This window comes from Bifidobacterium myosotis, from assembly GCF_002259745.1.
Classification (GTDB): Bacteria; Actinomycetota; Actinomycetes; order Actinomycetales; family Bifidobacteriaceae; genus Bifidobacterium; species Bifidobacterium myosotis.
In genome coordinates this window covers 37,849-62,097 of sequence record NZ_MWWW01000008.1, presented here as the reverse complement: position 1 = coordinate 62,097, position 24,249 = coordinate 37,849, and the positions used below count along the sequence as shown (strand labels likewise).

Genomic DNA, 24,249 nt, shown 5'->3' with positions numbered 1-24,249 from the left:
CGACTCCCCCTCACGTCTCCCTGACGAATCGTTCCCCTTCTGAAAGGGGAGTCGGCAACCCCTGAATCCCCTTCCGATTGCGCGGCGTCCCTGCCTTCCTCCGGCCGCCGCGCATTCTTCGTATATACCCCTCGCAAGAAGTCATCATGCTGATTTTCCCGAAACACTCCCGCATCGTGTTCGTCGGCGACTCCATCACCGACGCCGGCCGTGACCGTACCGCCTTCCCCGGCGGCTGGGGATACGGCAACGGCTACGTGAACGCCCTGCACAACCTGCTCACCGCCGTCTACCCGGACCGTGCGCTGTGCACCATCAACTCCGGCGTCAGCGGCAACGACATCGTCGAGATGGCCGAACGCTGGCAGCGTGACGTCATCGACCTGAACCCGGACTACGTCTCCGTGATGATCGGCGTGAACGACGCGTGGCGGTATTTCGACGGTCCGCTGTGGCAGGCGCGGCTCAACACGGTGGACGAATTCGAGTGCATCTACGACGACCTGCTGGACCGCACGCGCCGTGAGGCCCCGAACCTCAAGGGCCTCATCGTCATGCGCCCGTTCATGTTCGAGCCGAACCCGGCCGACCAGATGCGCGCCAAGATCGAGGAGTTCGCCGCCGCGTCGCGTCGCGTGGCCGAACGCCATGACGCGATCTTCGTGGACACCCAGGCCGCCGTGGACCACTGGCTCACCCAGCTGCACGGATGCCTGGCTAGCCAGGACCGCGTGCATCCGTACGAGCGCGGGGCGATGATCATCGCCCGTTCATGGTGCCAGAGCGTGGGCTTCGATTGGAACAGGACTGATTTTGATGATTGATCTCAACGCCATTGACGAGGTGGTCCGACGCGGCCCTTACACGGACACCTGGGAATCACTGAGCCGCGTCGAGGTTCCCGACTGGTTCCCCGACGCGAAATTCGGCATCTTCACCCATTGGGGCCTGTACACCGTGCCCGAATACCGCAACGAATGGTATTCGCGCAACATGTACATCGAAGGCTACCCCGAATTCGACCATCACCGTGCCACCTACGGGCCGCAGAGCGAATTCGGCTACAAGGACTTCATCCCGATGTTCACGGCCGAGCGGTTCGACCCGAACGAATGGCTCGACCTGTTCGCCAAGGCCGGTGCGCGGTACTACTTCCCGGTCGCTGAACACCACGATGGATTCCAGATGTACCGCAGCGACCTGTCGCATTGGAACACGGCCGAGATGGGCCCCAAGCGCGACATCCTCGGCGAGCTGCGTGAGGCCACTCTGGACCATGGGCTGCACTTCGCCGCCAGCAACCACCGCGCCGAACACTGGTGGTTCATGGGCCACGGCCGCGACTTCGACTCCGACGTGCGCGCCGCCGAGCCGATGCGCCGAGGCGACTTCTACTGGCCGGCCAACCCCGAACCCGACAATCAGGACCTGTTCTCCGTGCCCGAGCCGGACGCAGAATACCTCGACGACTGGCTGCTGCGCGTCTGCGAGCTCATCGACCGGTATCGGCCGGAGATGCTGTACTTCGACTGGTGGATCCAGCACCGCGCCTTCAAGCCGTACATGCGCAGGCTGGCCGCCTTCTACTACAACCGCGGTGCGGAGTGGGGCGTGCCCGTCATCATCTGCTACAAGCAGGACGGCATGGCCTGGGGCGCCGGGCTCTACGACGTGGAACGCGGCGGTCTTGAGACGGCCACCCCGTACGTCTGGCAGACCGACACCGCCATCGCGCGCAATTCGTGGTGCTACACGAAGTCGCTGGAATACAAGACGCTGTCCGAACTGCTCATCACGCTGGTGGACACGGTGAGCAAGAACGGCAATCTGCTGCTCAACGTCGGCCCGCGAGCCGACGGGTCCATCGCCCCGCACGACCGGGAGCTGCTCGAGGGCATCGGGCTCTGGCTCGGGACGAACGGCGAGGGCATCTACGGCACCCGCCCGTGGCGTCTCGCCGAGGAAGGCCCGACCAAGGCGGCGTCCGGTTCGTTCGCCGACCAATCCGCGCTCGCCTACACGCCCGCCGACTGGCGTTTCACGGCCAAGGACGGCTCGGTATACGCGTTCTGCCTGAACCCGCAGGGCGCCGAGACCCTGACGCTGGCCGCGTTCGCCGCCTACCACGACGGCATCATGGCGCCGTTCCACGGCATCGTGCGCGGCGTCGAACAGCTCGGGTCCGGGTCCGTGCCCTACGAGCGCACGGACCGGGGGCTCGTCATCACGCCGGCTGCGCGTCCCGGCGTCGCACCGGACCTGCCCGTCGGATTCAGAATCAGCGTCGAATAGGCCAGCGACGGCCGTCACGACACGCGAACACGCCGCGACGTGCGAACCACCGCGACACGCGAACACACAAGGAGACCAACTCATGACCACCATCACCGAAGCCAACACCGCCAAGGCGCAGGCGCTGCTCGCACAGCTCACGTTGGACGAGAAGATCGACATGATCCACGCGGCCGGACTGTTCCGCACCGAAGGGGTGCCGCGTCTGGGCATTCCGCCGTTCAGGATGGACGACGGCCCGATGGGTCCGCGCGAGGAGCTGCACAACGACAGCTGGGTGCCGCTCTACCACACGCGCGACCAGGTCACCTACCTGCCCTCCGGTTCCGCCGTGGCCTCCACCTGGAACCGTGAACTGGCCCGCACGGTGGGCGAAGTGCTCGGCGAGGAGGCTCGCGGGCGCGGCAAGGACGTGATTCTCGGTCCGTCGCTCAACGTCAAGCGCAGCCCGCTGTGCGGCCGCAACTTCGAGTACATGAGCGAGGACCCGCTGCTCGCCGCCGAACAGGGCGTGGCCTACATCCAGGGCGTGCAGGAGTCGGATGTGGCCGCCTGCGCCAAGCATTACGTGGCCAACAGCCAGGAGACCGACCGTCTCGAAGTGGACGAGACCATCAGCGAGCGCGCGTTGCGCGAGATCTACTTGCCGGCCTTCGAGGCGGCGGTCCGGCGCGGCGGCGCCCTGTCCCTCATGGGCGCGTACAACCTCGTCAACGGCGAACAGTGCTGCGAGTCGAAGCGTCTGCTTGACGACATCCTGCGCGGCGAATGGGGCTTCAAGGGCTTCGTGGTCTCCGACTGGAGCGCGGTCAAACGCACCTTGGCCAGCGCGAAGGTGGGGCTGGATGTCGAGATGTCGGTGACGCCGAACTTCGACGAGTACTATTTCGCGAACCCGTTGCGCCGCGCGGTGGAGGCGGGCGAGGTGTCCGAGGATGACATCGACGCCAAGGTGCTGCGCGTGCTCGCCGTCATGGACGCGCTCAACATGCTGCCCGACGCGGATGGCCGCAAGCCCGCCCGCAAGGCCGGCCGGTACGCGACCCTCGACCATGCCGCCAAGGCGCTCGACGTCGCGCGCGAATCCGTCGTACTGCTGAAGAACAAGGGCGGAGTGCTGCCGCTGGACGAGTCCTCGATGACCCGTCTGCTGGTCATCGGCGCGAACGCGGAGCGCATCCACTCCAACGGCGGCGGTAGCGCGGTGATCAAGGCGCTGCACGAGGTCACGCCGATGCTGGGCATCAACGGACAGCTCGGCGGCAACGTCGAGATCGAGTATCTGCCCGGATACGCGGCCAAGCAGGTGGTGCAAAGCGACTCCTGGCAGGAGGAGAGCCTGACGAACTCCGCCGGAGAGTTCGCGGACGACGCCGAGACCGCGATCCGGCTGCGCGAGGAGGCCATCTCCGCCGCACGCAGGTATGCGGCCGCCGGCGACCCGGTGGTCTTCGTGGGCGGACTCGACCATGAGCATGACCTCGAGGGCCGCGACCGTGAGACCATCGCCCTGCCGTACGGTCAGGACGAGCTCATCGCCGGGCTGCTCGACGCGGCGCCCGACACGGTGCTCGTGTTCGTCGCCGGCTCGCCGGTGGCCATGCCTTGGGCCGACAAGGCGAAGGCGATCGTCTGGAACTGGTACAACGGCTGTGAATCGGGGACCGCGCTCGCCGAGGTGCTGCTCGGGCGCGTGAACCCGAGTGGACACCTGCCCGAGACGTTCCCCATCGCTCTGGAGGATTGCCCCGCGCACTCCATCGGCACGTTCGGCCCCGGACTGCATGTGCGCTACGACGAGGACATCTACGTGGGCTACCGCCATTACGAGACCCGTCGGGTCCCGGTGCGCTTCTGCTTCGGCCACGGCCTGAGCTACACCACCTTCGGATACGACGGGCTTCAGGTCGAGCGCCTCGACGGCGTCGACCGGCCGAACGGGTGCGCGGTGCGCGTCTCCTTCACCGTGACGAACACCGGCGAGCGCGCCGGCAAGGCCGTGCCGCAGGTGTATTTCGGCCTTGACGGCACCGGCGAGGACCGTCCGGTCAAGGAGCTGCGCGGATTCGACAAGATCGAGCTCGAGCCGGGCGAACCGCGCCGCGTCGAACTGGTGCTGCCGGTCGCGCAGGCGATGCGCTACTGGTCCAACGAACTGGGGGAGTATGCCATCGCCCCGGCGGCCAAGGTGTACGTCGGCGAATCCGTGCAGGACATCCGGCTCGCGGGTGCCGTCGTCGTGCGCGATGCCGACGGGAAGGAGGCCGGCGATGCGTCTGTGGCGACTGGTGATGCCGCGGAAGCCGGTCACGCCGCCGATGCGGCTGGCACCGCAAACGCTGTCACCATCACCGTCTGACTACTCGCTGTTCCTTGTTTTCTGAACTGAGGCCCTGCCGTATCGGCGGGGCCTTTGCCGTTGGTGCGCGGGGTGGGTCACGACACGAAAATCGAACATACTGGCGTGTCGCTCGCTGTTATTTATAGACTTATAAATAACCAACAGATCGGTTGCGCGAAGCATGCGGGACCGAACGGAACAACACTGCAAAGGAGCAACCCAATGAAGTTCCTCAATGGCGGATGGCTCGTCAAGGACGGATTCGATGTCAAGTACGCGGCCAACGTGTACACCGCGAACGTCGAGCCGAAGAAGCTCACCCTGTTCTGCCCGTTCGGCGTGCCGATTCATCACCCCGGCCAGACGCTTGACGGCGGCATCCTCACCATCGAGGTGACCTCCCCGCGCGAGGACATCATCACCACTCGTCTGATCAACTTCCGCAAGAACCGTGAGCACTGCCCGCAGTTCGCGCTCAACGAGTCCGACCCGGATGTCGCCATCGTCGAGGATGACGACAAGTGGTCCTTCACCTCGGGCAAGCTCACGCTCGAAATCGCCAAGGGCGAGACCATCGATTTCAAGTACCTCTACGACGGCAAGGTCATCGCGCACTCCGGCTGGCGCGCGAAGGCCCTCGTGACCGACGACCAGGGCCTCCTGCACGTCTCCGAACAGCTCGACCTCGGCGTCGGCGAGAAGATCTACGGCCTCGGCGAGCGCTTCACCAACTTCGTCAAGAACGGCCAGACCGTTGACATCTGGAACGAGGACGGCGGCACCGGCACCGAGCAGGCGTACAAGAACATCCCGTTCTACCTGTCGAACAAGGGCTACGGCCTGTTCGTGGACAATCCGGGCAAGGTGAGCTTCGAGGTCGGCTCCGAGAAGGTCTCCCGCGTGCAGTTCTCCGTGCCGGGCGAGGAGATGAGCTACTCGGTCATCGGTGGCAAGGACTTGAAGGGCATCCTCAACACCTACACCGACCTGACCGGCAAGCCGCCGCTGGTGCCGGAGTGGAGCTACGGCCTGTGGCTGTCCACCTCGTTCACCACCGACTACGACGAGAAGACCGTGATGGAGTTCGTCGATGGCATGGCCGAGCGCAACATCCCGCTGAGCGTCTTCCACTTCGACTGCCGTTGGATGAAGGAACTCGAGTGGTGCAACTTCGAGTGGGACGAGACCAAGTTCTCCGATCCGGAGGGCCTCTTGCAGAAGCTGCACGACCGCGGCCTCAAGGTGTGCGTGTGGATCAACAGCTACATCGGCCAGAAGTCGCCGCTGTTCGAGGAGGGCGCGGCAAAGGGCTACTTCATCAAGACCGACGACGGCGAGGTCTGGCAGTGGGACAAGTGGCAGGCCGGCATGGCGATCGTCGACTTCACCAACCCCGAGGCCACCAAGTGGTACCAGGACAAGCTGCGTCACCTCGTGGCGCAGGGCGTCGACTGCTTCAAGACCGACTTCGGCGAGCGCATCCCCACCGAGGGCGTCCGGTACTACGACGGTTCCGATCCGGAGCTCATGCACAACTACTACACGTACCTGTACAACAAGGCCGTCTACGACGTGCTGGTGGAGACCAAGGGCGAGGACGAGGCGATCCTGTTCGCACGCTCCGCTACCGTCGGCGGCCAGCAGTTCCCGGTGCACTGGGGTGGCGACTGCTCCTCCAACTACCCGTCGATGGCCGAGTCGTTGCGCGCCGGCCTGAGCTTCGGCATGTCCGGCTTCGGCTACTGGAGCCACGACATCGCCGGCTTCGAGGACAAGCCCACCCCGGACCTGTTCAAGCGCTGGACCCAGTTCGGTCTGCTCTCCTCGCATTCGCGCTACCATGGCTCCACCGAGTACAAGGTGCCATGGCTCTACGGCGACGAGGCGGTCGAGGTGTCGCGCGAGTTCACCGAGCTCAAGCTGCGCCTCAAGCCGTACCTGCTCGACCAGATGAAGGTCACGCATGAAACCGGCGTGCCGATGATGCGCGCGATGGTGCTCGAGTTCCCGACCGACCCGGCCTGCGAGGACATCGACACCCAGTACATGCTCGGCGACGACCTGCTGGTCGCCCCGGTGTTCAGCGAGGACGGCACCGCACGCTTCTACGTGCCGGACGCCGGCGGCGACCACGCCGGCGAGCCGTGGGCGAACCTGCTGACCGGCAGGACCTACGAGCCGGGCCGCTGGTACACCGAGCAGTACGACTACCACACGCTGCCGGTGCTCGTCCGCCCGGGCGCCGACCCGCTCAACGCCTGATCGTCACGGCCGGCCGCCATATCCGGCCGGCCTGACCGTTCCGGGGTGCACGGTATCGCTGGGTATCACTCGAATCACTCGGTATCGCACGGTGCCAAGCGGCCCGGCACGAACTCATCCAGCGGCGCGAATCGACTGTCTGATTCGCGCCGCATTCGTATCACCGCCTTCACGCAGGAGGCGGACCAAGAGCAGCCCCAAGCGAGGGAACCGCAAATGACCGCACCGTCCGCATCGGCCGCATCGGCTGTACCGCTGTTCGACACCTTCCTGTTCGGAGGCGACTGGAACCCCGAGCAATGGCCCGAGGAGACATGGGAGCATGACCTCGAGATGCTCGAGCATGCGCACATCAACGAGGCCACGATCAACGTGTTCTCTTGGACGCTGCTGCAGCCGGGGGAGGACTCGTACGATTTCACGATGCTCGACAAGATCGTCGCGCTGCTGGTCTCGCACGGGTTCAACATCGTATTCGCCACCGGGACCGCGGCACTTCCCGCATGGATGGTGCGCGAACATCCCGACGTCATCCGCACCACGTTCGAGGGGCAACGCCACGTCTTCGGCGGCCGTCACAACTTCTGCCCGAATTCGGCGTATTTCCGAGCGGAGTCCGGCAAACTCGCCGGCCTGATCGCCGAGCGCTACGCCGGCACCCCGGGACTTACGGCATGGCACATCGGCAACGAATACGGCGGAGGCGGCGGCCTGTGCTACTGCGAGGCCTGCGCCGAGGCGTTCCGTGGATGGCTGCGCGCGAAGTACGGCAGCATCGAGGCGCTGAACAAGGCGTGGTGCGCGAACTTCTGGAGTCACACCATCACCGACTGGGCGGACGTCGTGCCGCCGGTCGGCTACGGCGACGGCATCGGTTCGGACTGGGACCCGCGCAAATGCGTGATCTCCGGGCTGCTCATGGACTACCGCCGCTTCCAGAACGAGTCGCAGCTCGCCTGCTTCACCAACGAACGCGACGCCGTGCGCGCGCACGACGCGACCACCCCGATCACCACGAACCTCATGGGCACGTTCAAGGACCTCGATTACTTCGCGTGGGGTCGTGAGATGGACGTGGTCAGCTGGGACAACTATCCGGGCATGGGAATGCCGGCGAGCCGCGTGGCCATGAACCACGACCTCATGCGCGCGGTGGGCGGCGGCAGGCCGTTCATGCTCATGGAACAGACGCCCAACCAGCAGAACTGGTTCCCGTATTGCAAGGTCAAGCGCCCCGGCGAGGTCGCGGCCCTGAGCTGGCAGGCCGTGGCGCATGGCGCCGACACCGTGCAGTTCTTCCAGATGCGCCAGTCGCTGGGCGGCTGCGAACGGTTCCACGGCGCGGTGATCGCCCACGACGGCACCGAGGATTCGCGCGTGTTCCGCGAGACGGCCGCGCTCGGCGATGCCCTGGAACGCGTGATGCCGACGGTCATGGGCTCCGGCGTGCAGGCGCGCGTGGCCATCATGTTCGACTGGGAAAGCTACTGGTCGCTCGAGGGATGCGTGGGACCGACCGCCGGATTCTCCTATCCCGAGGAGGTCCACCGGTTCTACCGCGCGTTCCACCGGCGCAACATCGCCGTGGACATCATCCCCAGCACCACGCCGGCCGCAACGCTCGCACGATACGCGATCGTCGTCGCGCCGGCGCTCATCATGGTCAAGCCGGGCGTCGCGGATGCGGTCGAGACATATGTGGACGGCGGCGGCCGCTTCATCACCGGATACATGGCCGGCATCCATGACGAGCACGATCTGGTGATCCCCGGCGGCTATCCCGGTCCGTTCCGCGCGCTCGTCGGCGTATGGGCCGAGGAGATCGACGCGATTGCACCGGGGGAGCGCATCCCGGTGGTCTTCGGCGCGAGGCCGGAGGGCGATGGTGACGGCGGTCCGGTTGACGCCGGTGCCTCCGGTTCGGTCGCCGCCGGTGCCGACGATTCGACCGGATCGGACGCCGCCGGCGAGATCGTCGCCAGCATCATGCATCTGGAAGGTGCCCGCACGCTCGCGACGTACGGGGGAGACGACTTCTATGCCGGCACCCCCGCCGTCACCGTCAATGATCATGGCCTCGGCCGCGCCTACTATGTCGGCACACCGCTTGACGAGCCGGGCATGGACGCGTTCGCCGCGGGAGTGCTTGCGGACGCGGACCTCGCCGGCACGGTGACGCCCGACGGCGTGGAGATCGCCGAACGCCGCACGCGCGACGGGCGCACGGTCACCTTCGTACTCAACATGACCCCGCAGCGGCAGACCGTATCACTGCCTCATCTAGCCGGGCTCACGGACCTGCTGGCCGGGGGCGACGCCGTGCTGGGCGACGTCGTTGCAATGGAGCCGTATCAGGTCATCGTGACCGTGGAATAAGTGGGGGATAGGAGCGACCGCATGCGGCGCGGGTTCGAGGACGGGCCGGACATCCCGAATGGGCCGGGAACGGCCCGATAGTGTCGGATGGTCCATCCTCAGACCCGCCTTGTTGATTGACCGTTCGATAACGGCAATCTGGTAAGATGTGAACGATAACACCGTAATGCACAGCGACGTACACCGGGCGGGAGCGGATTGCCGGCGATGGAGCGTTATAGCAAGGAGGGCACCATGGATGGCAAACGCATACTGACCTTCGACGTGGGCAGCCGGTTCATCCGGCACACCATCGTGACCGATGGCCGGCCCGCCGTCCCCTCATCGTTCGCCACGGCGGGCGAGGACTCCGTCGCGCTGTTCGACAGCATCGCCGATGCGGTCCGCCGCCCTTCGAACGGTCAGGTCGATGGCGTTGCGCTGAGCCTGCCCGGTTTCGTCGATGTCCGGCGGCAACGGGTCATGGCCGGCGGCTCGATTAATGCGCTGTACCGGCAGAACGTCGGCGACGAGCTGCACAAACGTCTGGGCGACGACCTGCCGATCTGGGTGGAGAACGACGCGAACTGCGTGGCCATCGCCGAAAAGCACTGCGGCAATGCCCGCAAACTCGATGACTTCGTCGTCTTCACCGTCACCGATACCGGCGTGGGCGGCTCCCTGTTCCTGGACGGCCACATCCGCAGGGGCCGTGACTGGCGCGCCGGCGAAATCGGCATGATGATCACGAACTATCAGACCCAGGGCGCCAAGACGCTCCATGAGTTCTCGTCCACGAACTCGCTGGGACAACGCTATGTCGCGAAATATGGGGGACAGGCGCAATCCATCGTGCCCTCCGGACTGCTGCGTCGCATGGACGAGCCCGACGTGCGCGACATGGTGGACGAGTGGATGAGCTACATCGCCGTGGGCATCTTCAACGTCATCGTGTCCGTGGACCCCGAATGCGTGCTGCTGGGCGGGGCCATATGCCAGGAGCCGTCGTTCCTGCCGCTGGTGAGGCAGGCGCTGGAGGAGCTTCCCAGCTGGAAGGACTTCAACACGCCCGTCAAACGCTGCCGTAACGCCGGCAACGCGGAACTGCTGGGCGCCTACTACGCCTTCATGACCGAACTCGGCTGAGATACCGACGTTGCAGCCGAACCGTTGCAACCAGGTCACTCGGCGGCAAGCGCCTCGCGCGCCTGCAGGGTGAACGGCGTCAGGCAGGGCATTGCCGCGGCGTCGTATTCGGCAGGGTCGCGGAATCCGCGCCACACCGACTCGGGGAAGATCTCATCCGAGAAGGCGATCCATTCCTCCAGAAGATTCACCGAATGATCGGCGAGCCAGCGGTACTGCAGGCCGTCCATCGCGCTCATCGCCAGCGTGTACACATGGTAGAGGCGTTCCTCGTCGTAGCCGTCGGGCAGTATCCAGTTCATCGAACCGACCTTCTCCCAGTTGCGCAGGTGGCGTCCGATGAAGAACTGATGCGCCGGATGCGCCGGATTGAGCGCCTCGCCGTTGAGCATGGAGAACAGCTGCACCATTTCCGGCCGTTGCAGGTTGTAGAGCACCACGTTGGTGCAGTAGCGGGGCAAACAGTAGCCGTGATGGCCGTCCGTGTCCGTCACGGTGGCGGTGACGGCGTTGTATTCGTCCGCTTCCGGGGTGTCGTAGCCCTCGGCGAGCACCATGTTGAGCAGCTCGTTCTTCGAGCTGATGTAATGGTAGAGCGCGGCCTCGGTGATGCCGATCTCATCGGCGATGTCCTGCAGGGACATGCCCCAGAAGCCCTTGATGGCGATGATCTTGACGGCAGCGCGCATGATCTGCAGATGCCGTTCCTCGGGGCTCATGCGCTTGCGCTTGACGAACGTGGTGGCGGAGGTGGTGTCGCGGACGATGGCATGTTCCGTGGTGCGTGAGGCCGCAGGCCAGCTTGATTCGTCGTCCAGGAACTGTTTCCATGCCGCGACAGTCATCTCATCTCCTTGTATCCGTGCCGAGGTCTCCCAGCCTACTCCGGCATGGTAACGTTTGCGTCACCATGCCGGCTGCGGAGATGGGCGATCCGCTGGCGGCGGAGACGAGCGCGCCGATCAGGCGAAGGCGCGCCCCAGCCAGTCGATGGCCAGCTGCGTCCAGACCTGCACGCAGGGGAAGATGTTGCCCTTGCCGCCCCACGCGGTCTCCTCGGTGGCAAGCGCCAGGCCGTGCCCGCCTTCGGGGAAGAGATGCGCCTCCACGCTGATGCCGGCGGCCTTGCAGGCCGAGACCAGCAGCATCGTGTTCTCCATGGGCACGCAGTCGTCCGTCACCGTGTGCCAGACGAACACGGGCGGGGTCTTGGCGTCGATGCGCTTCTCGATCGACAGGGCGTTCAGCCATTGCGGGTCGTCCTTGCGATCCGGTCCCAGCAGGGTGTCGAAACTGTCGCGATGGGCGAGCGACCCTGCGGTGATGACCGGGTAGCCGAGCATGAGCGCGTTCGGACGCACCTCGTCCGGGTCGTAGCCGTGCTCGGTGATATCGTTGTCACCCGCGCTCGTGGCGAGGTTCGCGGCCAGATGCCCGCCGGCGGAGAAACCGAGCACGGCGATGCGGTCCGGGTCGGTGTGCCATGCGTCGGCATGCTCTCGGATGAGGCGCATGGCCGCGGCCGCCTCGATGAGGGCCGTGGGATAGACGCTCGGCGCCACCGAGTACCGCAGCACGAAGGCGTTGTAGCCGGCGCCCACGAATTTCAGGGCGATCGGTTCGGCCTCGCGGTCGGAGGTCATCTGGTAGCCGCCGCCCGGGATGACCAGTACGGCGGGGCGCCGGCGGTCCATATCCACCTCGGGGCTGTTGTCGATGACGTATCCGATGAATCGCGCCTCACTGCCGTCGATGCCGGTGATGGTCTGGTCGATGTATTGCATATGACTCCTCGGTCATGTCGCGGATTATGGATTGGCCGGCCCCACGACGGGGCCGGCGTCGGAATTCAGTCTAGTGTCCTGCGTCAGAACGTGACCTCGACGTTCACGGTCGCGGACCCCGCGTCGGCCACCGGCACGACGTTGCCATCGACCGGACGCCCGTCAACGGTGAGCGTGCGCTCGCCGGTGCGGTGCATCGTGATGCGGTAGGTGGCGCCGCGGTACTCGCGGGTGACCGTCAGATCGGCGTAGTCAGCCGGCAGGTGCGGCTCGATGGCGAGGCCGTCGAGCGTGGGGCGGATGCCGAGCAGGTACTGGGAGACGTCCACGAACGTCCAGGCGGCCGTGCCGGTCAGCCACGAGTTCTTGCCCTCGCCCGGGGCCGCGGATTCGGGGCCAGCCACCATCTGGCAGTACACGTACGGCTCCACCTTGCGTACGTCGGACCGGTCCTCGAGCCATGCCGGGCAGTTGCGGCGGTAGACGGCGAACGCCTCGTCATCGTTGCCGGCGAGGGCGTTGGCGATGGAGATCCACGGGTTGTTGTGGCAGAAGATGCCGCCGTTCTCCTTGTATCCGCGCGGATACGAGCTGATCTCGCCCAGTTCGATGCGGTAGGTGGAGTAGGCGGGGGCAAGGATCGCGGTGCCCCACTCGCAGGTCAGACGGTCCTTCACCGAGGTGAGCGCGGTGCGGGCCTTGCCGTCATCCAATCCGATGCCGGCCATCACGCACATGCCCTGAGGTTCGATGTAGATCTGGCCCTCGGTGTCGGTGTGGGAGCCGATCGGACGCGAATAGGCGTCGTAGGCGCGCACGAACCACTCGCCGTCCCAGCCGGCGGTCTTGACGGCGGCCGTCATCGCGTCGATGGCCTCGCGCACCTCGGCCACCTCGGCGGCCACGGACCTGGCGTCCATGCCGCACGCCTCGCCATAATGGGCGAGGATGTCGGCGTATTGGCCGCCGTAGAGCACGAACATGCCGCCGATGAACACGGATTCGGCGATGCCGGTGTCGTTGTTCTCCACCGTCTGGAAGCTTTCGCCCGGCGTGGAGGAGAAACAGTTGAGGTTCAGGCAGTCGTTCCAGTCGGCGCGGCCGATGAGCGGGAGCCTGTGGGGGCCGAGGTGGGTCATCGTGAAGTGGGCGGAACGGCGCAGATGCTCAAGCAGCGGCTGTTCGGAGCCTTCGACGTTGTTGAACGGCACCGGCTCGGTCAGGATGGACATGTCGCCCGTCTCGGCCAGATAGGCGTTCACGCCGGCGATGAGCCAGAGCGGATCGTCGTTGAAGCCGCCGCCGATGTCGGCGTTGCCCTTTTTGGTCAACGGCTGGTATTGGTGCCATGCGGAGCCGTCCTCGAGCTGCGTCGAGGCGATGTCGATGATGCGCTCGCGGGCGCGCTCGGGCACGAGGTGCACGAAGCCGAGCAGATCCTGGTTGGAGTCGCGGAAGCCCATGCCGCGCCCGGTGCCGGACTCCCAGTAGGAGGCGGAACGGGACATGTTGAACGTGACCATGCACTGGTACTGGTGCCAGATGTTGACCATGCGGTCGAGCTTGTCGTCGCCGGATTCCACATGGTACTTGTTCAGCAGCGCGGTCCAGTACGCCTTGAGCTCGGTGAGGGCGGCGTCCACCTTGGCGGTGCTGTCGAAGCGGGCGAACAGGTCATGGGCCGGACGCTTGTTGATGATGCCGACCTTGGCCGGATCGTCCGGATCCTCCCACTTCTGGTCATCCGGCACTTCGATGTAGCCGAGCGCGAACACGAGCGACCGGGTCTCGCCGGGGGCGAGCGTGATGCGCACGCGGTTCGCGGCAATCGGGTACCAGCCGTGGGCCACCGAGTCGTGGGCGCGGCCCTCGGTGATGACCTGCGGGGTATCCCAGCCGTTGAACTGGCCAAGGAACTCGTCGCGGCTGGTGTCGAAGCCGATGACTGGTGCGTTCACGGAGTAGAAGGCGTAGTGGTTGCGGCGCTCCTTGAACTCGGTCTTGTGGTAGAGGATGGTCGCGTCGTTGTCGCGCTCGACCTCGACCTCGCCGGTGGACAGGTTGCGCTGGAAGTTGGAGGAGTCGTCCACGGCGTTCCACAGGCACCATTCCACGCTGCCGGTCACGTCCACGGTCTTCGTCTCATCGGTATCGTTCGTGACGTCGAAGCGGTTGATTTCGGCCGGCGTGTGGAGCGGCACGAATGCGGTCAGCGAGGTGCGGATGCCGGATTTGGCGGCCTCGAACACCGTGTAGCCGATGCCGTGGCGGCAACGGTAGTCGTCCAGCGGTGTCTTGACGGGCAGGAACGTGGGGGAGAAGGTCTCGACGGGCTTGGCGTCCGGGCGGGCGCCGTCCATGATGGTCACGTAGTAGTTGCGCGAGCCGTTGTCGGCGGGCACGCCGTTGTAGCGGTAGCGGGTGATGCGGCGCAGTTTCGCGTCCTTGTAGAAGGAGTAGCCGCCGCCGGTGTTCGAGATCAGCGAGAAGAAGTCCTCGTTGCCGAGATAGTTGATCCAGGGCAGAGGGGTGGCCGGGGTCTCGATGACGTATTCGCGGGCTGCGTCGTCAAAATGGCCGTATCGCATGGCGGGTTCCTTCCTGTTGTCGTGCCGGTTGCGGCTGTGTTGTTGTTCGGTTGTTGTTGATTGTTGACGGCGTTGGTTGTGTTCCATCGCGCTATGGCGTATAACGTCGTTGTTTGGTTGATTTCATCATATATCATGTGAGTGGAAACGTTTCCATCCGCGTGTCTTTCTTTGGTGTAGTAAGGATGGAAACGCGATACAATGATTTGATATGTGAGGCACTGCAGCTGGAGTCCTAGGCAGTGTGTCCCATTGCGTCGCGCTCCGCTGCGTTGAGGAGATGGGCGGCGTCGCCGTGATATCGGGAAGTGGGTGAGGTTGGTGACGCGAGAAGCGAACAAGGCATCCGTCACGATTCGTGATGTGGCGAAGAGGGCAGGCGTGGCGGTTTCCACCGCGTCGCGCGCGTTGAGCGGCGGATCGGCGTCCGAATCCACCCGGGAAAAGGTGCGTCGTGCCGCCGAGGAGCTGCAGTTCGTGCCGAACCCTTCGGCGAGGCGCCTGATCGGTGGCCGCAGCAATGTGGTGGCGTTGGTGGTGGACGAGCCCACTGATTTTCTGTTCCGGGACGATTTCATCGTCGGCATTCTCGGTCAGTTGAGTGTGTCTCTGGCAAGTCGGAATCTGCTGCCGTTCTTGGTGCTGGCATCGCCCGGGGATGTTGGCGGGTTCGAGGAGCTCCTGAACAAGTCGGGCGCCGAGGGCGTGGTGGCGGTCAGTTTCCATGAGGACGAGCGGTTCCTGAAGGCGTTGCGGTCGCTGGGTAAGCCGATCGTCTTTGTTGGCGCGCCTCCGAATGGGTTCAAATGCCCGTTCGTGGACGTGGATAACTATGACGGCGGATATCAGGCTGGTCGGCGTCTCGTGGGTCGCGGCTGCCGGCGGATGGCGCTGATCGAGGGGCCGAAGGACATGCCGACGCCGAAGGAGCGTACCGCCGGTTTCCTCGCCGCTCTGGCGGAGGATGGACTCGAGCCGGTGATGGTGTGTTCGGGCAGCTATGAGCGGGAGAACGGATTGCGCTCCACGGAACGCATCCTTGAGACATACCCCGACGTGGACGGCGTGTTCGCGCATTCCGACAAGATCGCGGCAGGCGTGCTGGCCGCGCTGAACAAGGCGGGTAGGCGCGTGCCCGACGACGTCGCCGTAATCGGATTCGATGATTTGCAGGCTGCCAGCCTGCTCAATCCGCCGTTGACGACCCTGTCCCAGCCTCTCAACACCGTGGCCGAGGCCGCGACCGAGATGCTCTCGTACCGCTTGGAACATGATGCGTGGAAGGTCACGTCCCAGCGTTTCCCGGTCCACCTGGCCATTCGCGAGTCCGCCTGATTGGAATCGTTTTCATTTCATAATGGTGCAAGCGGGTATCGTCGGTGATGCCGGACGCCTGCGTAGGTGTTTTAGGGAATTGCGCTAATCTCTTAATTTCCAGTACATTGCAGTGGTTTAACAGGCTGTCGCTTCATCGGTTTGATTGTCTCGTGATGCCCATTTCTATTCATTAAGCGCAATTCTGATTCTCTAAAGTGGAAACGATTCCGTATCGCTTTGTCGTTATTTGCGGCGAAGGTCGATGTGGGCTGAACGTGAAGCGGGTCTGCGTGCAGGCCGTTGTGATGAGGTGGGATGTCGATATTATTCGCCCTTGGGCATCTTATATTTGCGGAGTTTTTTTATTATACTTAATAGAAACGTTTCGATGATGATTCGATGTGGAGGTGGATGTTGGCAGGTATCAAGGATGTAGCTGCAAAAGCCGGCGTCTCAATCAGTACGGTTTCCTATGTTATGAGTGGCAAGCGCTCCATCGGAGCTGCGACCAGACAGAAAGTGCTTCAGGCTGCGAGGGAGCTCAACTATATGCCCAATGCGCAGGCTCGGTTTCTTCGTGGGGAGCCCACCAAGGTGCTGGCGCTAAGTTCACCGTTGCACGAGTACACGGATTATTCGAATTATGCGGTATTTTTCTTTGCCCTTGCTATGCGTGCGAAGCGATATGGGTATGACATCCTGCTATTGATGCATGAGTATGGGGATCAGGAGCTTGCGCGTATTGCTGCGAGTGGAATGGTGGACGGCATCCTGCTGCTTGATGTGGTGATGTGCGATGCGCGCGCTGATGTGGCAAAGACGCTTAATTTGCCGGTGGTCGCAGTGGGATATCCTACGAACTCGGATGGCATCTATTCTGTTGACCTTGATTTCGAACGTATGGGGCGTGAAGCGGTGGAAAAAGCATATGCGCTTGGACATCGCCACATATTGGTCTCGGGTACAAGTGGCGGGGCTTACGACGATGGGTCGAATTATCTCGTTCGGTTCCTTGGTGCAGCCCAGAAGAGAGGGGGTGACTTGGGGGTATCGGTGCTGTTCAAGGCGGCCACTGGTAATGGTCGTGATGATGTCAATCTCATGTTGGATGAGGCTTTTGCCGAAGATCCCGCAATTACGATGATTATCTGCCAGACGAATGCCGCGCACATCACCAATGTATTGAGTGGGCTGCGTGATCGAGGTTTGGAAGTACCGAAGGATGTATCCGTATTGGCTGCATGCACTTATGGTTTGGGCTCACTGCCAAGGCCGGTTGATGAGATGCCGATGATTCCGAATGATACCTGTTCGAGAGCTGTGGATGTGATGATGGAGGTTCTGCAAGGCAAGCGCGATGATGTGGGACGAGTTGAACTGCTTCAGCCGCGATATGTTGCAAGGGGGAGTGTGACTTCATGCCGTTGATGGCGTGTTAGTGCATATATCAGTATAAGAGTTGCGTAAGAGGAGCCTGTGGAAACATCTTTGTGTGGCTCCGTCAAGTTGAGCAGTATGGCTAGTGCCGTCGAATCCTTTCGATGGCACTAGCCATACTGCCTTCTCGGGTTGCTTTGACAGAGTGCGGCCTCGCGTTTCTTGGTGTGGTTGCTGTCGGCGTTGGCGGTACTCGAATGACTGTCACATGGCGGAATAGCCCAGTTGCCCGGGTGAGGTTAGCGTGAACGCTCACATTATTTATTCGTTGAACTAATTTATCGAAATCAATCGAAACGGTTTGCCGTTTACTTGTTTGCTCGTTATATTAAACATTGAAAACAGCTTCGAATCGTTTCGAAAGTTTTCAATCAGTAATGGCGCTGAATAAGGAGAAATGATGAAAGCGACTCGTAAATTTATCGCAGCTGCCCTTGCTGTGACCACCATGATTGGCATGGCTGGATGCGGCAGCGGTGACACCGCTCAGGAGGAGAATCCCACCTCCATCAAGATTTGGCACTACGAAGAAGACAACGGCGCACAGGGTAAGGCTTGGGCCAAGGCCATGGAAATCTTTGAAAAGGAGACTGGCGTCAAGGTCGAGTTCGAGAAGAAGTCTTTCGAGCAGATTCGCCAGAATGCCTCCCAGATTCTCAATTCCGACGAAGCGCCGGACGTCATGGAATACAACAAGGGCAATGCCACCGCCGGTCTGTTGGCAAGCCAAGGACTGCTGTCCAACCTCAATGACTATGTTTCCCAGTACAAGTGGGACGAAAAGGTGTCTGGTTCATTGGCGGATACCGGTAAGTACAACGAGCAGGGCATCATGGGTTCCGGTGACTGGTATGGCATCACCAACTATGGTGAGGACATCGTCATGTACTACAACAAGGACATGTTCGACAAGTACGGCATCGAGATTCCTACTACGATGAGCGAGCTTGAAGATGCCATGCAGAAGTTCGTGGATGCCGGTGTGACACCACTGTCCGAAGGCGTGGCCGAATATCCGTTGCAGCATCTTTGGTGGCAGCTGGTTCTTCAGAAGGCCAATGACAAGTTCCTGAAGGCATACGAGATGTACGATGGCGACGTCGATTGGCAGGGTGAGGCCACGACTTACGCAACCAAGACCATCAAGGATTGGGTGGACAAGGGCTACATCTCCAAGGATTCCACCGGCCTGAAGGCTGAGGATGCCGGACAGAACTTCATCAAGGGCAGCTATCCGATGTTCTTCTCGGGTACTTGGTGGTTCGGTCGTTTCCAGTCCGATATGCCGGACACCAACTGGACCTTCAGCCTGTTCCCGGAGACCAAGAAGGTCGTCGGTTCCTCCGGTAACATCTGGGTCATCCCCGAGAACTCCAAGCGTAAGGATCTCGCTGCCAAGTTCATCGACATCACGCTGAGCGAAGAAGTGCAGAACCTCATGGGTAATTCCGGTGGTTTGCCGATTGCCGCCGATCCTGACAAGATCACCGATGAAAAGACCAAGGAACTCATCACCTCCTTCAATGGTGTGCTGAAGGACGACGCACTTGGCTTCTATCCGGATTGGCCGACCTCCACGTTCTATGACGAGCTCAATGCCTCTCTGCAGGAGCTGGTCAATGGCACTTCCGATGTCAAGACTGTCCTGAACCAGATGAAGGACAATTACGACAAGGGCGTTGAAGCGGCTGGCGTAAAGCAGCAGTAAGACTTTCCTTTCTTTCCTCCTCCACAAAACGGCTTGCCGGTCTCCCTATAAGATCGGCAAGCCATCCCTATTCTTCGTTGGGCTGCGCGTAAGCCATGCCCGAACAGTGTTTGCATCGGGCAAGGAAGTCCGATAATCCGAACAATGATGTTAACGGAAGTGAGCCGTTATGAGTGCAACAGCGAAATCAAAGAAGCATGTGCAGGAACAGACTGCGCGTGAGAAGGGAATGTCCCGAATCCCGGGCAGTCCGTCAAGTAGGTTCTGGCTTTACTTGATTCCCGGCTTCGTTATGCTGCTGTGGATCATCGTGATTCCTGCAGTTTGGAACATCTACCTGAGCTTTACCAACTATCGTGGTATCCGTCCGCCTAAATGGGCCGGTCTGACCAATTGGATACGGTTGATGCGCGATACGACATTTTGGACGTCGTTCCGTAATTCGATTTGGATGATTGTGGCCATGGTGGTCATCCCAATCCTGCTCGGCCTCATTCTATCTTCGCTTGTTTTTGATGTGGTACAGAAGAAATTCGGTGCCAAAGCCGCCTCCACGATGCGCGCCATCTACTACTTCCCGCAGCTCCTGCCTATCGCTGTGGCTTCGCTGGTCATGGGATGGATTTTCCGTCCGGAGAACGGTGCGCTGAATGCTTTGCTGGAAGCCATCGGACTAGGCAATCTTCAGCACGATTGGCTTGGCAAGCCCGATACGGCGCTGATTTTCCTCATGCTTATCATGATTTGGATTCAGGTCGGTTACCCGTTGGTCATTTTCATGTCCGGTCTGCAGAGAGTGGACCCTGAACTGTACGAGGCAGCCAGCCTTGACGGAGCGAACTGGTGGCAGCGCTTCCTTGCGATCACGCTTCCCGCCATCAAGCCGGAGATCTTTGTGGTGGCTCTGACCTGCACCATCGCAGCCCTTAAGGTATTCGGTCCGGTCTACATGCTGACCAAGGGTGGTCCAGGTACCAGCACCATTGTGCCGTCCTACTACTCGTACGTGCAGTTCTTCCAGTCTCAGCAGGTTGGTTACGGTGCCGCGATTGCCACCGCACTGACCATTGTCATCATCATTGTGGCCGTTGTATTCACCAACCTTCAGGAGAAGGTTGCGAAGGAAGATGAGGAGTAGATCATGACTTCGGCAACAACTACCAAAGTGCGTATCCCCAGGGCCCATAAGAACCGCACGGTCGGTGATTGGACGATTCTCGTCCTGCTGATTCTGGGCGGTCTGGTGATGCTCTTCCCGTTCATCGTTCTTCTTCTGAACGCTTTCAAGACCACGGCCGACTACAATGCCTCCGGCCCTTTGGCTTGGCCGAGCGAATTCAGCTTGGATGGGCTGATTAAATTCTGGACGCGAGTCAATTATCCCGAAAAGCTGTGGAACAGCATCTGGACATCTGGTCTTGTGGCTGTGCTGGCGGTGATTCTGTCGATGTTCAATGCCTTCGCACTCGGCATTGGCCGAGTCAAGGGACGGCGTTGGATTGTACTGCTTATCATGCTGGCAAACATGCTGCCGCAGGAAGCAATGCTCTACCCGCTGTACATCATGTTCAAGAACATCGGTCTGTACAACAGCCCGTGGGCCATTGTCATCATCTTCACGGTGATTCAGTCCGCGTTCGGAACTTACCTGCTGTCTTCGGTGTACGGCACTTTCCCGAAAGCAATTCTTGAGGCCGCCACAATTGACGGTGCAAGCCGTTGGACGATTTTCAAGGATATTGTTTTCCCGATTTCCAAGCCCACGTTGAGCGTCATGCTTGTGTTCTTCTTCATCTGGACTTGGAACGAGTACATGATTCCGATGGCCTTCCTCATCGACAATTCCACGCAGACCATCCCGATTGCCGTCAGCTCGCTGACCGGCGACCGTCTGATGGATGTGACCACTACCGCTGCCGCATCGCTGATTAGCATTGTGCCCACGCTGATCTTCTACTTGATCTTCCAGCGCACGCTATCCCGCGGCATTACCTCTGGTGCCGTCAAGTAACGGTACTAAACCATAATTCAACGCAATACATGAATAGGTGGTCCTGACCGAATCCTCGTCATTAGTTCGGTCGGGACCGTCCCTCCCCTCAAGGAGTACAACAATGAAGTTCACCAACGGTTACTGGATGATTCGCGATGGCGTTGAGGCCCTGTACGCGCGAGAAGCCTATGAATTGACCGCGAATGCCTCCTCCGAGTCCCTGAACGTGTTGGCACCCACTTCCGTGGTTCGTGGCCGGTACGATACGTTGAACCTTCCTACGTTCAACGTGGATATCACCGCTCCCGCCGAAGGTGTGATTCGGGTTCGAGCCGAGCATTGGCAGGGCGCCACCGAGTATCCCGGTTTTCCGCTCAATGTTGATGAACCCGGTGGCCGTGGTTACGTGACCGTCGCCGCGCACGGCAATGGGGATGGGGAAGTCGGTGAGAACGGTTCCGATATCGAGCTGACCACTGGAGGCCTCACCGCGAAGGTTGTCAAGGGTGCGCCTTGGAACCTCATCTTCACCGGTGAGGATGGCCGTGTGCTGACCCAGTCGTTTGGAAAGTCGCTGGGACGATTCAAGTTGACGCGTGACTCGAACGTCACCGCTCAACCGGTTGGCGAGTTCGGCGTCTCGATGGATGGTTCCGCCTATGACGAGTCGGATGTGTTCACTGCGATTCAACTGCATCTGGGTGTCGGTGAGAACGTGTACGGCCTTGGTGAGCGGTTCGGTGCGTACATCAAGAACGGTCAGACCGTGGATATCTGGAATGAGGATGGAGGCACCGCTTCCGAGCAGGGATATAAGGACGTCCCGTTCTATATGACGTCAAACGGTTACGGTGTGCTGGTCAACAATCGTGGCCATGTTTCCTTCGAAATCGGTTCTGAAAACACGGAAGCCGTGCAGTTCTCGGTGCCGGGTGAAGCCATCGACTTCTGTGTGATTTATGGTCCGACCCCCAAGGAGATTCTTGATCGCTATACCAAGCTCGTCGGCCGTCCGGCCAATGTGCCTGCTTGGAGCTACGGCCTGTGGCTGACCACCTCGTTCACCACGAAGTACGACGAGAAGACTATTAACTCGTTCATCGACGGCATGGCCGAACGCGACATCCCACTGGCCGCCTTCCACTACGACTGCTATTGGATGCGTGAGTTCCACTGGTGCGATTTCGAATGGGACAAGCGTTTCTTCGGTGATATCGAATCCACGCTCAAGCGCCTGCATGAGGATAAGGGCCTGCATATCTGTGCATGGATCAACCCGTACGTGGGCCAGCGCGGTGAGATGTTCAAGGAGGGCAAGGAGAAGGGCTATCTGGTCCGTAAGCCCAACGGCGAGGTCTGGCAGACCGACTTGTGGCAGGCCGGCATGGGATTGGTGGATTTCACCAATCCGGAGGCGCGTGACTGGTTCAAGGGCAAGGTAAAGCATCTGCTGAGCCAAGGCGTGGATGCCATCAAGACCGATTTCGGCGAGCGTATCCCGCGTGATGTGGTCTGGTATGACGGCTCGCCCAAGCTCTCCATGCACAACTGGTACACGCAGCTCTATAACCAGGCGGTATTCGAGGCCATTGAGGAGACCTACGGTAAAGGCAATGCATGCCTGTACGCCCGTTCGGCGACCGTGGGAGGCCAGCAGCAGCCCGTGCATTGGGGTGGTGACTGCGAATCCACCTTCAACGGCATGGCTCAGACCTTGCGCGCCGGCCTGTCGTTGACTTCCTCCGGCTTCGGCTTCTGGAGCCATGACATCGGTGGGTTCGAGGGCGCGTTCCCCGACCCGGCCGTCTATAAGCGTTGGGTGGCGTTTGGTCTGCTCGGATCCCATTCCCGTCTGCACGGTTCCACCGTCTATCGTGTGCCGTGGCTGTTCGATCAGGAGGATGAGAAGAACGGCGTTGAACTCGTGCCCGGCCAGACGGCCGTGGACGTGGCTCGCAAGTTCACCAAGCTCAAGCTTGAACTCATGCCGTATGTGTATGAGACTGGTCTTCAGCCACATCTCACCGGTACGCCGGTCATGCGTTCCATGTTCGTGGAGTTCCCGGACGACCAGACCTGCCGTACGCTGGACCGCCAGTACATGTTCGGCCCGTCCTTCCTGGTCGCTCCTGTATTCACCTATTCCGGCGAGGTGTCCTACTATCTGCCGGACGGCGTGTGGACCAACTGGCTCACCGGCGAACAGACGAGGGGCGGCGTGTGGCGTCATGAGACCCACGGCTATGATTCCATCCCGCTGTGGGTGCGTGATGGTAGCGTCATCGTCACCAATCCGGGTGAAACCAAGCCAGATCGCGTGTATGGTTCGGATGCGCTGGTTTCCGTGTTCATCTCGGATGCGGAATCCGCCGAAGCGCAAGTCAGCGAGATTGATGGAACATCCGTGACCTTCACTGCCCGTCGTACTCCTTCTGGTGTGGAGGTGACCAGCTCCGATGGCCGTGCGTTCCGCGCTCGCCTTGGTGCTGATGGTGAGATCATTGCCTCCGAAAACGGCGTCGTGACGCTGTAGTAGCTATGGTCGGCCATATGGCTGATATCGCAACGTGCGGATAGAAGAATCGACGTTTCGAGATGTATCCCCCTGCTGGGATATGCCTTGAAACGTCGATTCTTTGGTTCTGCGACACTGTATCCACTGTTGCACGGCGGCAGATTGCGGGCTTTCGACGTCGTATTCGTTCAAGTAAACGGCTCTGATATCCCCCCAGCACAAAGCGCCAGCCAAGAAGTGACAGCGTTTCGATGTGACGGGTATTGAGCGCGGAGAATCAATCCGCCAGCAGTCCGAACCAATTCGGTGCGAGGGGTAGGTGCAGGGCCTTCGATGGGGCAATTGCGTCTGATGCCTGCATCTGGCCTGACCTGTCTGCCCACCCGTTGCCCGCCCGCTACCTACCGACGCCTTACCTATTCTCGGCGTTCGTCCGTCCGCTCCATAGCCCGCAACAGCGCGCGCACCAATGTGCAGCTGTCCGCGCTACCCTTGAGAACACCGATGGAAG

15 protein-coding genes are annotated in these 24,249 nt (G+C 61.5%); 12 read left to right on the top strand and 3 right to left on the bottom strand.

Annotation, left to right across the window (positions count from 1 at the left end; genetic code table 11):
* The first annotated feature begins 146 nt into the window (after positions 1–146).
* The 6 genes from BMYO_RS04385 (at position 147) to BMYO_RS04360 (ending at position 10,396) form a co-directional block, all read left to right on the top strand.
* On the top strand, positions 147–824 hold the full coding sequence (locus BMYO_RS04385; RefSeq protein WP_094667316.1) for an SGNH/GDSL hydrolase family protein: 678 nt from the start codon (positions 147–149) through the stop codon (positions 822–824).
* Complete coding sequence (locus tag BMYO_RS04380; protein ID WP_094667315.1) at positions 817–2,292, top strand: alpha-L-fucosidase; 1,476 nt, start codon at positions 817–819, stop codon at positions 2,290–2,292. The genes BMYO_RS04385 and BMYO_RS04380 overlap by 8 nt, the downstream gene beginning before the upstream one ends.
* Before the next feature lie 82 nt (positions 2,293–2,374).
* On the top strand, positions 2,375–4,651 hold the full coding sequence (locus BMYO_RS04375) for a beta-glucosidase family protein (RefSeq protein WP_094667314.1): 2,277 nt from the start codon (positions 2,375–2,377) through the stop codon (positions 4,649–4,651).
* 204 nt (positions 4,652–4,855) lie between these two features.
* Positions 4,856–6,895, top strand: a complete 2,040-nt coding sequence (yicI, locus tag BMYO_RS04370; protein ID WP_094667313.1) for an alpha-xylosidase — start codon at positions 4,856–4,858, stop codon at positions 6,893–6,895.
* Between the two features lie 216 nt (positions 6,896–7,111).
* On the top strand, positions 7,112–9,271 hold the full coding sequence (locus BMYO_RS04365; protein WP_094667312.1) for a beta-galactosidase: 2,160 nt from the start codon (positions 7,112–7,114) through the stop codon (positions 9,269–9,271).
* A 234-nt stretch (positions 9,272–9,505) separates the two neighbouring features.
* On the top strand, positions 9,506–10,396 hold the full coding sequence (locus BMYO_RS04360; protein WP_094667311.1) for an ROK family protein: 891 nt from the start codon (positions 9,506–9,508) through the stop codon (positions 10,394–10,396).
* 35 nt (positions 10,397–10,431) lie between these two features.
* Here BMYO_RS04360 and BMYO_RS04355 read toward each other — a convergent pair whose 3' ends face one another.
* From BMYO_RS04355 to BMYO_RS04345, 3 genes are all read right to left on the bottom strand, one after another.
* Positions 10,432–11,241, bottom strand: a complete 810-nt coding sequence (locus tag BMYO_RS04355; protein ID WP_094667310.1) for a TetR/AcrR family transcriptional regulator — start codon at positions 11,239–11,241, stop codon at positions 10,432–10,434.
* A 117-nt stretch (positions 11,242–11,358) separates the two neighbouring features.
* Positions 11,359–12,180: an alpha/beta hydrolase gene (locus BMYO_RS04350; RefSeq protein WP_094667309.1), complete on the bottom strand. Its 822-nt coding sequence runs from the start codon at positions 12,178–12,180 to the stop codon at positions 11,359–11,361.
* 83 nt (positions 12,181–12,263) lie between these two features.
* Positions 12,264–14,768, bottom strand: coding sequence for a glycoside hydrolase family 94 protein (locus tag BMYO_RS04345; RefSeq protein WP_094667308.1), 2,505 nt, complete (start codon positions 14,766–14,768; stop codon positions 12,264–12,266).
* A gap of 312 nt (positions 14,769–15,080) precedes the next feature.
* On the opposite strand from BMYO_RS04345, the gene BMYO_RS04340 reads away from it, so the two are divergent.
* The 6 genes from BMYO_RS04340 to yicI (BMYO_RS04315) all read left to right on the top strand — a co-directional run bounded on the left by BMYO_RS04340 (position 15,081) and on the right by yicI (BMYO_RS04315) (position 23,756).
* A complete protein-coding gene (locus tag BMYO_RS04340) occupies positions 15,081–16,103 on the top strand; it encodes a LacI family DNA-binding transcriptional regulator (protein WP_338024371.1) in 1,023 nt (340 codons plus the stop codon).
* A 393-nt stretch (positions 16,104–16,496) separates the two neighbouring features.
* Positions 16,497–17,513: a LacI family DNA-binding transcriptional regulator gene (locus BMYO_RS04335; protein WP_233428149.1), complete on the top strand. Its 1,017-nt coding sequence runs from the start codon at positions 16,497–16,499 to the stop codon at positions 17,511–17,513.
* A gap of 409 nt (positions 17,514–17,922) precedes the next feature.
* Complete coding sequence (locus BMYO_RS04330) at positions 17,923–19,230, top strand: ABC transporter substrate-binding protein (RefSeq protein ID WP_094667307.1); 1,308 nt, start codon at positions 17,923–17,925, stop codon at positions 19,228–19,230.
* 169 nt (positions 19,231–19,399) lie between these two features.
* Entirely contained in the window at positions 19,400–20,368 is a 969-nt protein-coding gene (locus BMYO_RS04325; RefSeq protein WP_094667306.1) for a carbohydrate ABC transporter permease, read from the top strand.
* A 3-nt stretch (positions 20,369–20,371) separates the two neighbouring features.
* Positions 20,372–21,241, top strand: a complete 870-nt coding sequence (locus BMYO_RS04320) for a carbohydrate ABC transporter permease (RefSeq protein ID WP_094667305.1) — start codon at positions 20,372–20,374, stop codon at positions 21,239–21,241.
* 103 nt (positions 21,242–21,344) lie between these two features.
* Positions 21,345–23,756, top strand: a complete 2,412-nt coding sequence (gene yicI / locus BMYO_RS04315) for an alpha-xylosidase (RefSeq protein WP_094667304.1) — start codon at positions 21,345–21,347, stop codon at positions 23,754–23,756.
* The last annotated feature ends 493 nt before the right edge of the window (positions 23,757–24,249 follow it).

What these genes read in the sequence shown, in the direction of transcription:
- BMYO_RS04385 (WP_094667316.1), top strand. Translation starts at nt 147, where the DNA reads ATGCTGATTTTCCCGAAACACTCCCGCATCGTGTTCGTCGGCGACTCC.
- BMYO_RS04380 (WP_094667315.1), top strand. Translation starts at nt 817, where the DNA reads ATGATTGATCTCAACGCCATTGACGAGGTGGTCCGACGCGGCCCTTAC.
- BMYO_RS04375 (WP_094667314.1), top strand. Translation starts at nt 2,375, where the DNA reads ATGACCACCATCACCGAAGCCAACACCGCCAAGGCGCAGGCGCTGCTC.
- yicI (WP_094667313.1), top strand. Translation starts at nt 4,856, where the DNA reads ATGAAGTTCCTCAATGGCGGATGGCTCGTCAAGGACGGATTCGATGTC.
- BMYO_RS04365 (WP_094667312.1), top strand. Translation starts at nt 7,112, where the DNA reads ATGACCGCACCGTCCGCATCGGCCGCATCGGCTGTACCGCTGTTCGAC.
- BMYO_RS04360 (WP_094667311.1), top strand. Translation starts at nt 9,506, where the DNA reads ATGGATGGCAAACGCATACTGACCTTCGACGTGGGCAGCCGGTTCATC.
- BMYO_RS04355 (WP_094667310.1), bottom strand. Translation starts at nt 11,241, where the DNA reads ATGACTGTCGCGGCATGGAAACAGTTCCTGGACGACGAATCAAGCTGG.
- BMYO_RS04350 (WP_094667309.1), bottom strand. Translation starts at nt 12,180, where the DNA reads ATGCAATACATCGACCAGACCATCACCGGCATCGACGGCAGTGAGGCG.
- BMYO_RS04345 (WP_094667308.1), bottom strand. Translation starts at nt 14,768, where the DNA reads ATGCGATACGGCCATTTTGACGACGCAGCCCGCGAATACGTCATCGAG.
- BMYO_RS04335 (WP_233428149.1), top strand. Translation starts at nt 16,497, where the DNA reads ATGTTGGCAGGTATCAAGGATGTAGCTGCAAAAGCCGGCGTCTCAATC.
- BMYO_RS04330 (WP_094667307.1), top strand. Translation starts at nt 17,923, where the DNA reads ATGAAAGCGACTCGTAAATTTATCGCAGCTGCCCTTGCTGTGACCACC.
- BMYO_RS04325 (WP_094667306.1), top strand. Translation starts at nt 19,400, where the DNA reads ATGAGTGCAACAGCGAAATCAAAGAAGCATGTGCAGGAACAGACTGCG.
- BMYO_RS04320 (WP_094667305.1), top strand. Translation starts at nt 20,372, where the DNA reads ATGACTTCGGCAACAACTACCAAAGTGCGTATCCCCAGGGCCCATAAG.
- yicI (WP_094667304.1), top strand. Translation starts at nt 21,345, where the DNA reads ATGAAGTTCACCAACGGTTACTGGATGATTCGCGATGGCGTTGAGGCC.